This window comes from Desulfobacterales bacterium (genome assembly GCA_028704555.1).
GTDB lineage: Bacteria > Desulfobacterota > Desulfobacteria > Desulfobacterales > JAQWFD01 > JAQWFD01.
Genome location: JAQWFD010000010.1, coordinates 77,749 through 90,251, shown reverse-complemented (window position 1 = coordinate 90,251; position 12,503 = coordinate 77,749). Strand labels below are relative to the sequence as shown.

10 protein-coding genes and 2 tRNA genes are annotated in these 12,503 nt (G+C 50.8%); 2 read left to right on the top strand and 10 right to left on the bottom strand.

The genetic code is table 11. The annotated features are described in order from the left end of the window. Nucleotides 1–388 precede the first annotated feature (388 nt). Nucleotides 389–2,698: a multicopper oxidase domain-containing protein gene (locus tag PHQ97_05795; GenBank protein ID MDD4392247.1), complete on the top strand. Its 2,310-nt coding sequence runs from the start codon at nucleotides 389–391 to the stop codon at nucleotides 2,696–2,698. A gap of 540 nt (nucleotides 2,699–3,238) precedes the next feature. Here the strand turns inward: PHQ97_05795 and PHQ97_05790 are convergent. The 9 genes from PHQ97_05790 to mpl form a co-directional block, all read right to left on the bottom strand. Beyond that, nucleotides 3,239–3,316: transfer RNA gene (locus PHQ97_05790), tRNA-Glu, on the bottom strand. A 21-nt stretch (nucleotides 3,317–3,337) separates the two neighbouring features. Beyond that, nucleotides 3,338–3,410 (bottom strand) — tRNA-Lys (locus tag PHQ97_05785). 192 nt (nucleotides 3,411–3,602) lie between these two features. Then, a complete protein-coding gene (locus tag PHQ97_05780) occupies nucleotides 3,603–4,364 on the bottom strand; it encodes an energy-coupling factor transporter transmembrane component T (protein MDD4392246.1) in 762 nt (253 codons plus the stop codon). Continuing rightward, nucleotides 4,352–5,101, bottom strand: a complete 750-nt coding sequence (locus tag PHQ97_05775; GenBank protein MDD4392245.1) for an ABC transporter ATP-binding protein — start codon at nucleotides 5,099–5,101, stop codon at nucleotides 4,352–4,354. The genes PHQ97_05780 and PHQ97_05775 overlap by 13 nt, the downstream gene beginning before the upstream one ends. 273 nt (nucleotides 5,102–5,374) lie before the next feature. Beyond that, nucleotides 5,375–5,911: a biotin transporter BioY gene (locus PHQ97_05770; protein ID MDD4392244.1), complete on the bottom strand. Its 537-nt coding sequence runs from the start codon at nucleotides 5,909–5,911 to the stop codon at nucleotides 5,375–5,377. 51 nt (nucleotides 5,912–5,962) lie between these two features. Next, complete coding sequence (locus PHQ97_05765; GenBank protein ID MDD4392243.1) at nucleotides 5,963–6,889, bottom strand: biotin--[acetyl-CoA-carboxylase] ligase; 927 nt, start codon at nucleotides 6,887–6,889, stop codon at nucleotides 5,963–5,965. 254 nt (nucleotides 6,890–7,143) lie between these two features. Continuing rightward, nucleotides 7,144–7,986 carry an HDOD domain-containing protein gene (locus PHQ97_05760; GenBank protein ID MDD4392242.1) on the bottom strand — a complete coding sequence of 281 codons (843 nt, stop codon included), beginning with the start codon at nucleotides 7,984–7,986 and terminating at the stop codon, nucleotides 7,144–7,146. 309 nt (nucleotides 7,987–8,295) lie between these two features. Continuing rightward, the gene (locus PHQ97_05755; GenBank protein ID MDD4392241.1) at nucleotides 8,296–8,949 is read right to left on the bottom strand and encodes a lactate utilization protein; all 654 of its coding nucleotides are present in this window, start codon (nucleotides 8,947–8,949) and stop codon (nucleotides 8,296–8,298) included. Nucleotides 8,950–9,303: 354 nt separating this feature from the next. Continuing rightward, entirely contained in the window at nucleotides 9,304–10,728 is a 1,425-nt protein-coding gene (mpl, locus tag PHQ97_05750) for a UDP-N-acetylmuramate:L-alanyl-gamma-D-glutamyl-meso-diaminopimelate ligase (protein ID MDD4392240.1), read from the bottom strand. Nucleotides 10,729–11,092: 364 nt separating this feature from the next. On the opposite strand from mpl, the gene PHQ97_05745 reads away from it, so the two are divergent. Next, complete coding sequence (locus tag PHQ97_05745; protein ID MDD4392239.1) at nucleotides 11,093–11,917, top strand: RNA polymerase subunit sigma; 825 nt, start codon at nucleotides 11,093–11,095, stop codon at nucleotides 11,915–11,917. Nucleotides 11,918–12,038: 121 nt separating this feature from the next. Here the strand turns inward: PHQ97_05745 and PHQ97_05740 are convergent, their stop codons facing one another. Next, nucleotides 12,039–12,473 carry a PACE efflux transporter gene (locus PHQ97_05740; protein MDD4392238.1) on the bottom strand — a complete coding sequence of 145 codons (435 nt, stop codon included), beginning with the start codon at nucleotides 12,471–12,473 and terminating at the stop codon, nucleotides 12,039–12,041. Between the last annotated feature and the right edge of the window lie 30 nt (nucleotides 12,474–12,503).

The following is a 12,503-nucleotide window of genomic DNA, read 5'->3' as shown; positions in this document are numbered from 1 at the left end:
AACCTGGGACTCAAGGAGGTCCCGCTACCGAGGAAACGATATGCTGCAAAATGAGTAGTGACCACAAAAATCGCCAAGCCCCCGAATGACGCCAAGCCTTGATCTAAATTGGCGAACTTGGGCTAATCTTCTTGATTACCTCAGGAGGAGGCCTATCTTTTGCCGCTGCCGCATTCCGCTATTAATGGGTGAATGTGTCCCTTGCATTGGGTAGTGTCAGCTAACGGAAAAATGCAGCGGATGCGCAGCCACATGAGGAAAGCAGGGGGCAAGTCTGCTCTTTGCTCATGTTTGCTGATAATGGAAAAACACTGACCTTGCACTTTCAGCCGACAGCTGCTCGCTGCGGCAGAAGAGCCCATTCTTCAAAAAGAAACTAACAACTACAATGAAAAAAACTGGGATTATACTACTTCTTGCGGCACTCGCGATTCTGCCTAATAGTGGTGAGATCTGTGCGGAAACAGTTGAATACCAACTTACCATCGAGCACGGCACTGTCAATTTCACCGGTAAGAAACGCCCGGCAATGACCATTAATGGAGGCATACCAGGGCCGACGCTTCGATTTCGAGAGGGTGATCAGGCAGTCATTCACGTCCATAACAAGATGGATGTCGCAACATCTGTTCACTGGCACGGCATTCTGCTTCCCAACGATCAGGACGGTGTTCCTTATCTGACGTATCCACCGATTGCCCCGAGTGCGACATTCACCTATCGCTTTCCGATTACGCACGCAGGAACTTATTGGTATCACTCGCACAGCGGTCTGCAGGAGCAGCGAGGTGTATACGGTTCGATCGCTATCGATCCGAAGCATGCCCCCTACGGCGGCATCCGCGATGAGGTAATCCTCCTGTCCGACTGGAGCGATGAGAACCCTCACGAAATCATGCGCACCTTGAAACGCGGAAGCGAGTGGTACGCCGTCAAGAAAGGAAGCTCCCAGAGCGTACTCGGGGCGGCGAAGGCGGGCGTGCTTGGCAATTTTTTCAAAAGAGAGCTGACGCGGATGCCGCCAATGGACATTGCAGATGTGGCCTATGATCGTTTTCTAGCCAATGGCCAACCGGAAACATACATAAATGCCAAACCCGGACAGCGACTTCGCCTACGGCTCATTGACGGTTCGGCCACAACCTACTTCTTCGTTGAGTTCGCTGGAGGGCCGATGAAGATCATTTCCAGCGACGGCATCGACGTACAGCCATTCAATGAGGATCGTTTTCTCATCGCCGTTGCCGAGACTTACGATTTGCTGGTGACGGTGCCGCAAGGCGGAAGCTACGAACTGCGGGCTACAGCTCACGACGGTTCCGGACACGCCTCGGTGTGGATCGGTCAAGGCCAGAAACACACGGCATCCGACGTGCCGAAACCGGATCTCTATGCGCTGATGGGGGGCGTGACCTTGCGTAGCGTGATGGCGTTGACACCAGCCGGCAGCATGGGGATGCCCGATTGGAAAATTGATGCCGGAACGTTCGACCAACCCGGTATGAATATGGATGATATGGATATGGGAGGGACGGATCATGGCCAAAGGGGGCATGGCATGGCGATGCCCATGAACATGGAGATGACGTCTAACCATTCAGCAGGCGCGATGGCCGGCATGGATCACTCCGTGGGCGATTCAGGAGAGATGGCGAGTATGTCGCATGCTTCCGGTTCGAAGGCGGCGACAGACGGCCACTCTATGGGCAATAAGCAAACAGCAGTTGACGGCATGGATCCCCGCCGGCCGTGGCCGTTCTATTTCAAACTGCGTTCTTTGAAGCCGACGACGATCGCCGAGAGTAAACCACGACGTAACATCCGGTTGACGCTCGATGGAGACATGAGTCGCTATGTATGGCTGATTAATAACAAGGCCCTCCACGAACAGGACAAGGTCATCGTCCGCAAAGGCGAAGTCGCCCGGTTCATTCTCATCAACCGAACGATGATGCATCATCCGATGCACTTGCACGGACACTTCTTCCGCGTGATCAATGGTCAGGGTGACTACTCGCCTCTCAAGCACACCGTGAACGTCGCACCAATGTCAACCACCGTCATAGAATTCGACGCAAATGACAGGGGCGACTGGTTTTTCCATTGTCATCTTCTTTATCACATGCACAGCGGTATGGCCCGCATCGTGCATTACGACGACTTCCAGCCGTCTCCGGAAGTAGCCGAAATTAGACACAAGCTTCTCGAAGATCCGTGGTACGTCTCGGCGATAGGCGCAGGGATGAGTCACATGACCGAAGGCAACGTCACCTTGTCAAATACGCGCAATATCTTCAATGCGTATTGGAAGGCAGGATGGCAGAACGTCGAGGGGACTGATTATGAGGTCAACCTTACCTACGACTATTCATTCAACCGCTTCTCCAGCATATTTGCCGGTGCCCAACTCACCAATGAAGAACTGGGTGACCGCGGAATATTTGGCACGCGTTATACGCTGCAGCTGCTTATCCAGACTACCGCCTGGGTCGATACCGAAGGCGAGTTTCGGATCTCAGCTGCCAAAGAGCTCCCGCTGACCTCGCGCCTGAGCGCATTTGGCGAGGTTGAATACGACACCCAAACCGAATGGGAATGGCAGGCAGGCGCGACTTACATGATCAACAAAAACTTAAGTTTGAACGGAACTTACCATTCAGAGTTCGGTATCGGAGGCGGCCTATCGTTCTCGTTTTAGGCACCTCCCAATCGAGTTCGAATATGCAGAGCAAGCGGTGCTGAAATTGCGAATTTTTTTTATTTTTAATCTCTGCTTTTCCATTTTTTTCCTGAAAATCCCAGTTTACAGATATCTGCTATACAGGTCAGGTTATCCCCTGCCATCCTGTCATATCCATTTCATATCACAATTTATAAATTCCGTATTCCGCAGTAATTATCTGTTTATTTCTTCCCCATCCTCTGTGCGCTGTTGTCTCTGTGGTGAATCTTCCCGTTTCAAACGCGGCAACGATAGATCATAGGCGCAACGCCCGCAACATTTTTAATCTTTTTTCCCCCGTGTAAAATATTTTTAATTCTGGCTTGACTGCATCCGGGAAGACTCAAATTACCTGAAAGGGGGCCAAGGGCTAATATGAAAAACATGCTGTAGCGTTTTATTATTTGATTTTACCCTGATTATTGAAAAGTTAGTGGGGGAATAGTGGGGGGGCTGAACTTTTCCAAAACAAAAAAGGACTTAGAAGATTACTTCTAAATCCTTGACTTCATTTTGTGGCGTCCCCAAGGGGATTCGAACCCCTGTTGCCGGCGTGAAAGGCCGGTGTCCTGGGCCAGGCTAGACGATAGGGACGCATGTTATTGCTGATAATGATGGGCCGTGCTGGACTTGAACCAGCGACTCTCTGCTTAAAAGGCAGATACTCTGCCAACTGAGTTAACGGCCCATATTGTTAAAGTTTTGTCTTTAATATACTTTCGCTGTCCTTGTCAAGTAAAAAAATTCGGCCTGAAAGTTTCTTTGAGTTCGCTCTCAGACCGCGCATGGTTGAAGCAGCATTTATTTTTATACTCTTACCGGGTTTGATCTCAAAATGCAACATAAAAATACGGCCTGATATAAAACAGCTGTTTTTCATTTAATGGCGAAAAAGACAGACAGCGCATAAGCCCACCACCGTCATGAGAGCAAGCCAGTCTCTGGGAGCCGCGGCAAAACTACCCGCCGCAGTACGGTCTTCATTATAACACCTTGCTTCCATGGCAACTGCCAGTTTATCCGCGGTTTCAAATGTTCGCCGAATCAGAGGAACCGCCAGCCGAATTACCCGGGACACCGGATTCTTTCGCTGTTCGATACACCGGGCCCGCTGGGCATCGGAAGTTTCACGAATCTGCTGGAATATCACCGGCAAAAATCGCACGATCAATCCGATCATGGTTGCAATCCGTTTACCCGGAATAAATGGAAATGGCCGGCAATACCATTCAATGGCCCGCTTGATTTCTGAAGATTTCGTAGCGGCAATAAACATAAAGCCGCATAAAACGATCAGCAACAGTCTCCAGCTGACAAGTCCGGCATCCCGAAGTCCCGGAAAAGAAATACCAACTTTCATAATAGTGACATCGGATGGCGCTGGAAAAGACAGCGCCCTTGCGATAAATACGAACCCGAGAAACAACCCGAAAAAGCGAAGCTCTCCGGCCAGCCGGATAACCGGCAGCCGGGCGGCGCGGCTGAGTGCCACAAACGCTGCTGTCAATACAGCCAGGGCCCATGCACCGGAGTTTACGATACAGAGGCTCATCATGATGAGACACGCCATTTTAAACCGCGCATCAATGGCATGCAGAACCGATTCCGATGGATGATAGCAAAAACACGTCACCTCAGCCATGATTCGGTCTCCATTCCCATCCGGTATGCGCAGGGCGTCCGGATGCCGAACTGTTCGACCTCTCCGATTACCTTCTCAGGAATGCCATCCCTGACTATTTTCCCCTTCTCCATAATCACGAGCCGGCTCGCATGATAGATCACCTTCTCCAGATCATGGGTAATCAGTATAATCGTATGCCCGGATTGATGAAGATCGAGGATTTGCTGAAGAACCTGCTTTACCCCCGGATAATCGAGGTTGGAAAAAGGTTCGTCAAAAATAATCACCCGCGGTTTCATCGCAAGAACGCCTGCAATGGCAAGCTTTCGTTTTTGACCGCCGGAAAGCTGATGGGGTCTTTGTTCGGCGATTTCACTGATCCCCACAGATGCCATCGCATCGGTTACACACCGCTTCAGCCCCTGGCCTTTCAATCCGAGATTTTCCGGCCCGAATGACACGTCTTCATACACCGTCTCACCGACAATCTGGCTGTCGGCATCCTGGAATACCATTCCCACCAGCTGTCTTGCCCGTTTCAGGTCATCGGACACTGCAATGCCGTCAATTTTTACCTCACCGGAAGCCGGCATTAACAGCCCGTTAAAATGTCTCATCAAGGTGGTTTTGCCGGATCCGTTCTGTCCGGCAACCACAACAAATTCTCCTTCATGAATCGTCAGGCTGACCGAATCAAGGCCTATGGTGCCATCTGCGAATCGATGCGTCAGGTTGGTGATTTCTATAAGTTTCATATTCACAATCACAATCATAATCATAATCAATCGGTTATAAAATCGGGGCTTGATCATAACCGCGGCCATATTCTCTTACGTGTAGTTTCGAAGTCCCGGCCGTTCCCCCCGTATCGTGCTGGAGAAGCCGGAAACGCCCGGGACGGTCCTCACGACGTTATGGCCGCGGTTATGATCAAGCCCGAAAATCGTAAGACGCCCCGGACAGAAAACGACCGCCAACCCCCTTTTTCCTTTTGCCGGCAGCTTTCTGTTTTTCCGGTCCCCCTTCGATTATGCCCGATAAATGACCGGACGCAACGCTTTGGCAACAGCCACTGCCGCTGAAATTTTCACTGCATCCCCTGCCAGAAACACCGGATTCATCCCTACAGCCAGCGCTTTGCCCCAGTCCATGCCCGTGATCATCTTCAACCAGGAGGCACCGCAGGCATAGATGATTACCCCCCCGCACAGCATGGCCATGACGTCAAATACGGCAACCGGCTTTGTCTTTTCCGAGATCAGACCGATCACATACACGGCCGGCAGATATCCCAGAAGATATCCGCCGGTTGGACCGATAAAGCGCCCGATCCCCCCGACACCACCAGCGAACACCGGAAGGCCGCATGCCCCGGCCAGCAGGTACACCCCGACACTGGCAAGCCCCCAGCGACTTCCCAATAAAATACCGGAAAGAAAAATAAACATATTCTGCAACACTACGGGCACCGGACCGATGGGTATCGCGATATAGGCCCCCGCCGCCGTCAGCGCCGCCAACAGCGAGGCATACACAGTCATTCGAAGCTGCCCGGACACGTTCATGGTATAATTTCCTTAATCAGTCCTCTGGCTTCTGGCCTCTGGCCTCTGCCGTCACCTATCCCGATAAAAGCAATCCCCGTAAATAATTTTTTTCAAGGAGCCGTCCGCCAGTTTCAGCACCAGCGCGCCGGTGTCATCGACATCCACGGCCAGCCCTTCGGTGGTTTCACGAACCGTGACAATTCTAACCTGCTGATTCAACGTCGATGTATATGTTTTCCATTCGGGAATGACATCTTCATGAATTCGATGGGTTACCTGATGCTCGAATTCATCGAGAAACCGCCTCAGGATATCTTTTCTGGAAACCTCCCGCCCCAGAAGCGTTTTCAACGATACGGCCCTGGGCTCATCCGGGGTGGGGTCATTATTGACGTTTAAGCCGATACCGATATTCACAAATGAGACCGCGTCAGATTCTGCTTCCATTTCCGAAAGCATGCCGCAAAGCTTGCGGGTTCCCACTAAAATATCATTCGGCCACTTCACGGTTGCCGGTATATCAAACATCTGCCGAAGCTGCCTCGCCAGAACCAGCGACGCACAGAAATTCACCCTGAAGCTTAAACCCAGCGGAAGCTGAGGCCGGAGAACCGTCGTAAAATACAGCCCCCCTTCTGATGAGTACCAGGTCCGCTGCAGCCGCCCCCGCCCGTTTGACTGACGCTCTGCCACGACCACGGTAAATTGAGGACATCCGTCCCGGGCCAGCTGCCGGGCTGCATCCATTGTTGAAGATGTTTGAGTAAAATAATGCATATTTGGCGTTCTGCCGGGAAATTCCCACGGGAACAGGGCATCATGAGACGAGACAAGCTGATACCCCCTGGGATGTGAAACAATATCATACCCCGCATCCTGAAGACTCCGGATATGTTTCCATATGGAAACCCGGGAGACACCGAGTTCCGAACTCAATTTTTCCCCTGACACCACTTCATTTTTCTTTTTCAACATGTTCAGGATTTTTTCTTTCATGTGGAAATCGACCCCGTGCTTTGCCATTGGTTAACCTTTCAGAAAGGTCAGGTTAACCAAAAACAGAAACAAATGTCAACACGAATTAAGGAAAATTGGGAATGAATGAATGAAACCCTTACGATTTTGGAATGGGGGGATAGAATGTTACGGTTTGGGGATGGCGGGGATAAAAAAATGGCCCAATGGTATACGCCTGGCTTGATCTTTTTCGATAGCTTTCAGCCTCAAGCCTTCTTTGTTCAGCTTTATTTTTATATACTCAACAGCTGGTGAATATTTTTAGACGTTTCATTAAGGATCAGCATAGATGCATCCATATCAGCTTCGGTCAGCCGACAGCGATCCATGGCCTGTTTGAAGGTTGTAAAGCACCACCGGTCGTCCCCCCTGTTCCCGGATACCAGCACATACACCTGGTCGGCGAGATATACAAGGGGGGTTGCCATATCATCGGACGAGGCTTTTTCGAGGTCATGGTGAAGGGCTACCGGTGTGGCAATCTCGAGGGGAATTTTCCATTTTTTTACCATTTCTCCCCCCACCCATGCGTGATCCACCCCAAGCACTTCTCTTTCCGCCATAATAAAGGAATAATTGTTCTGGCCCACCAGCCGCATGATATCATCATATTTGTCCCTCACAAACGTGCTTAACACGATCTTGCCGATATCATGCAGCAGGCCGGCGGTAAAAATTGAGGATGTATCTTTAATGCCGATCCGCTCCCCGAGTATCCGAGTCATGATGGCGGTTGAAATCGAATGGATCAGCAGCTGTTTACCGCTCGTCCCGTATCCGGAAAAGTCCCCGCGAAAATAAGTGCTGCAGCCGCTCAGAAACAATATATTGATGATTGTGGTGGCTCCCAGATAGGCTACCGCCTGTCTCATGGAAGTGACCTGCGCGTGCAGACCGAAATATGCCGAATTTGCAACCTTAAGGACATTGGCCGTAAGGCTGGGGTCATACTCGATAATATCCACCAGATCCTGAGCGCAATAATCCGGATTTTTAGTCGCCTGAATCACCTTCAGAGCGATTTCAGGAAACGGGGGCAAATCCTTTATGGTATGAAAAATCAGATTTTTATCCATAGCTGTTATCAGGAGCAGATAATCGGTTAAGCAGCGAGGCGATAGCCCGGCAGCATTTGTCATGGGTGACTGCAGCCCAGCCACTGCGGGGTTGCAATATTGGCCTGTGTCAGAAGACATCAAAGCTGAGTCGATTTTATTCCATGATAGGTAACCGTAGCCCGGCTGTCAAACACATTTGCGCCAAGGCGGCAACCGCATCGGAAAATCTTCCGGCGCTGCTTTACCGCCACCGGCGCTCGCCCCGCTCACTCAAACTTAGAAATCTGCATTGCCCGCCGAAACAGTTTTCCCCTTCCCGCTTTCAGATTAAATCCCCAGATCTTCATTGATCAAAACGATCCGGGTCCGGCCTTTGGGAAACGACTTTTCCGTTATGGTCCATGTGTTACAGATTCGCTGAGGACTTCGGCAGTCTTCACAACTCGATGTTTTCACACAGGGTGTTTTCATATCCAGTCGCATGGCGTTGATTGGCGCCGTATAATTCTTGATCCGGTTCATGGCATCTTCCAGATCGGCAACAATTTTGTTTCGTCCGACAAGTACGATTACATGTCTGGGACCGAACGTCAGGGCGGCAACCCGGTTTCCAATCATATCAAGATTAATCAGCTCACCGGTTTCGGTCACGGCATTGGTTCCGGTAATAAACAGGTCCACCAGCAGGGCCTGCCGACGGCGTTCAAGAGACGCTTCCCGGGAAAGGGTTTTATCATAGACATCGATCAGCTCCAGCCCGGGATATTGTTTCACCGCATCATAAATACCGGTTGCGGTAAAGGTCATCGAACCGCCCCAGGACACCGTTCGGGGTTGAATTTCGGGAATAATGGTCTCCAGCAGAACCTTTCTTGCCTCCGAGGCGTTATTGGCCAGAAACACGTCAAAGTTATTATTTTCCAGAGCGGTTTTCACCTGCCCCAGCCGGGTCTGCCAATAAAATTCAATCGGTTTGTCCATCAGATATCCTCCTCTTCAGTGGTATAAAACAACGCCCTTGCAGGCGGACTTAGGACCGCTATCGCTTGAGGAGCACTTCGTTTGAGGCAAAAGATAAGAAGCAAAAAGCTTTTATTTTATAACGTCCTCATGCGTAGCGTCCCTCAGCCTATAATCTGCTGATAAAAATTGTTCCATGGTAAGGGCACGATGCATCGTGCCCCTACGGGGCACTGTTCCGTACATAGTAGCTAATGCCCCTACACACGGCCAAACTGATGTCTGGTCTTTACCATCAGCCCCCGACTCACGACTCACGACTCACGACTCTTGGCCCTTGACCCCTGTGACTCTCGACTCACGACTCACGACTGTTCACCCCAACGCTATCAGCAGCCGCTCGTGAATATTGTCAAAACCGCCGTTTGACATGATCAGTACAAAATCACCCGGCCGGGCTTCCTGAACAAGAAACTCAATGATCGATTCGGTATCCGGAAAATAATGTGCGGCCTTGCCCCGCGCATTCAAGTCCTCTACCAGTTTTTCAGAGGAAAACCGGTCGTTTTCGGGGATCTTGTGCAGCAGGGGGGGCTTTCTGATACATATGACATCGGCATGATCAAATGACTGCGGGTAGGCATCCTGAAACACAGACCGCATGCTCGAATTGGTCCTGGGCTCGAATACGGCGATCAGCCGCCCCTGATCATGGGACAGTTTTACCGCCTTGACCGTTTCCCTGACAGCTGTCGGATGATGGGCAAAATCATCGATGACCGTAATGCCTCGTTTACAGCCCCTGACTTCCTGACGCCGCTTAGCCCCCTGAAAGGTTTCCAGAGCCTCGGCCATGCGCGGCACGGATATTCCCAGTTGATCGGAAGCGGCTACGGCAGATACGGCATTGAGCAGGTTGTGCTCCCCCACCATCCGGGTCTTGAATGAGGCGAAATGTTTCCCCTGCCTGCGGACCTGAAAAAACGTCCACGGCGGGTTCATATCCACCTGGCCCAGGCACCAGACCGAATCCGGACGCTTGCCATACGTTTGAATCCGACAGCCGGCAGCGGGAAGAAGCTCTCGGATATGAGGATCGGAATCAAACGCCAGCAGCAGGCTCTCGGCTGCCAGGCCGGACAATAGTTTTTTAAACGTTTCTTTTACGTGATCGATATCGGCGAATATATCGGCATGATCGAATTCCACACTCGTCAGTATGGTAATAGCAGGGTCATAATGCAAAAATTTTGATCCCTTGTCAAAAAAGGCCGTATCGTACTCATCCCCTTCGAGAACGATGTACTGTCCGCTGCCCAGCTGATAGCTGCTGTTAAAATTTTTGAGTATTCCCCCGATCAAAAACGACGGCGCCAATCCGGCTTTATCCAGAATCCAGGACAGGATCGATGAGGTGGTGGTTTTACCGTGGGTACCGGTTACCAGAATCGGTTGTTTCCCCCCGGCAATGAAGTGGTTCACCGCCTGAGGCATGGAACAGAAGAAAATACCTTCCCGCATCACCTTCACCACTTCCGGATTATCCCTTCTGACGGCATTGCCGATAACCACCAGATCAATTTCATCGGCCAGATTATCCTCACTGAATCCGGATGCGGCCTGAATTCCCCGCTGTAAAAGAAATGTACTCATCGGCGGATAGACGTTCTGATCCGATCCGGTAATCTCGTATCCCTTATCCTTGAGCATGGCCGCCAGCGCCCCCATGCCGGTTCCGCAAACGGCAATCAAATGAATTTTTCGGACTTGATCAGGAATACTATTTCGGGTTAAATCTATCACAGGTATTTCCTTATCTAAAAACGGGTTAATGCAATCAAACCATACGGACCGGTCAAGGCCGTCCGATAAGAGCGTCTGGGCTTGATCATAACTGCGGCCATATTTTGCTGTGCGTAGCCTCGGAGTCCCGCCCGTTGCCGGCGTACGACATGGCGCGATCCGGGGAAAAGCTGTCGGGGCCATGAAGCGTTAAAAAGCGCAAACTGTTTGAGGCTTGCCGGGTTTTTGCGCTTTAGCTTCATGGCCCCGGCATCCCCCGGATCGCGCTGGAGAAGGCGGCAATGGGCGGGACGGGCCCCGTGACATTGTGGCCGAAATTATGATCAAGCCCGAGCGTCTCTTGCCATCAAGGAGCAATCTTATGATCCAGCATATCAAAAATGTGTTAACAGATCTTGCAAAAAATGCAACCGGCATCACGGTATTGACGGGTGCCGGCATTTCCGCGGAAAGCGGCATCCCGACATTTCGCGGTCCGGAAGGATTCTGGACGATCGGATCGAAGGAATACCACCCCCAGAAGATGGCCACATATCATATGTTCACAAAAAAGCCGGACGAGGTCTGGACATGGTACCTCTACCGAATGGGGATATGCGCTCAGGCAAATCCCAACCCCGGCCATATGGCGCTGGTTGAAATGGAAAAGATCTTTGGCGACCGCTTCACCCTGATCACTCAAAATGTGGACAACCTGCACCTGAGAGCCGGAAACAGCCCGGAAAAAACATTTCAGGTCCACGGAAATGTTTTTTTCATGCGATGCACCCGGCAATGCTCCGCATCGGTATACCGCCTGCCCCCGGAAATCAACCCGAAAGCCAGGAATGAATCCCTGACCGATACCGACCGGCAGCTTTTGAAATGCCCGGACTGCGGTGCCCTGACCCGGCCCCATGTGCTGTGGTTCGATGAAACCTATGACGAAGACTATTATCGGTTCTACAGCGCATTGCAGACAGCCCGGAATACGGATTTGCTGTTGACGGTGGGAACCTCGGGCGCAACGAATTTGCCCACCCGGGTGATTCAGGAAGTCTATGCCCACGGCGGAACCATTATCGATATTAACATCGAAGATAATCCATTTGCGCAAATAGCAGAAAAAAGTCACCGTGGTGGCTGTATCAAAGCCCCCAGTGCCCGGGCACTGCCCGAAATTGTCGAATGTATCCGGAAGATGTAGAAAAAGGAGGGATGGGGCCGATCAATTAGCCCACAGCCTGGGTCGTGAATCTGTTATTTCAAGATGTTCTGGATTCCCACCTTCGCGAACATGACGGACGTGTACACTTTTTACAAGGTCATCAAACTTCAATCTCAATTTCAACAGGCATTGGAAAAACGATATCATATACCCAATTATAGACAAAAGTATAAACGAGAAAAAACAGAGAAATCCCCACGTCTGTTAGAAAAGCTGTCCACAAGGTCAAATCAAGCCACCAGGCCATGATCGGAATCAGCAAAATAATCAGACTGACTTCAAACAATATCGTATGAAACACCCTCATCCATGCCGGACGCACATTAACGGGTCTGCCCAGCCGTACTAAAACGATATCAAAAACCAAATTATAAATATAGTTCAGACACATGGCGGTTAGCGAGAGGACTATGCTCAACGCTCCTATGCGTGCAAGCCCTTTGCCCAAAACCCATGAGGAGAAAGGCACACATATAACGAGTCCGATTGTTTCAAACAATACCGTATGTCTAATTCTATCAGCGGATGTTCTCATGGATTCATGGCACTCGACAATTAAAATTGA

Bases quoted from the DNA above. Each gene is read 5' to 3' on its own strand.
- PHQ97_05795 (MDD4392247.1), top strand. From the start codon at position 389: ATGAAAAAAACTGGGATTATACTACTTCTTGCGGCACTCGCGATTCTG.
- PHQ97_05780 (MDD4392246.1), bottom strand. From the start codon at position 4,364: ATGGCTGAGGTGACGTGTTTTTGCTATCATCCATCGGAATCGGTTCTG.
- PHQ97_05775 (MDD4392245.1), bottom strand. From the start codon at position 5,101: ATGAAACTTATAGAAATCACCAACCTGACGCATCGATTCGCAGATGGC.
- PHQ97_05770 (MDD4392244.1), bottom strand. From the start codon at position 5,911: ATGAACGTGTCCGGGCAGCTTCGAATGACTGTGTATGCCTCGCTGTTG.
- PHQ97_05765 (MDD4392243.1), bottom strand. From the start codon at position 6,889: ATGAAAGAAAAAATCCTGAACATGTTGAAAAAGAAAAATGAAGTGGTG.
- PHQ97_05760 (MDD4392242.1), bottom strand. From the start codon at position 7,986: ATGGATAAAAATCTGATTTTTCATACCATAAAGGATTTGCCCCCGTTT.
- PHQ97_05755 (MDD4392241.1), bottom strand. From the start codon at position 8,949: ATGGACAAACCGATTGAATTTTATTGGCAGACCCGGCTGGGGCAGGTG.
- PHQ97_05745 (MDD4392239.1), top strand. From the start codon at position 11,093: ATGATCCAGCATATCAAAAATGTGTTAACAGATCTTGCAAAAAATGCA.
- PHQ97_05740 (MDD4392238.1), bottom strand. From the start codon at position 12,473: ATGAGAACATCCGCTGATAGAATTAGACATACGGTATTGTTTGAAACA.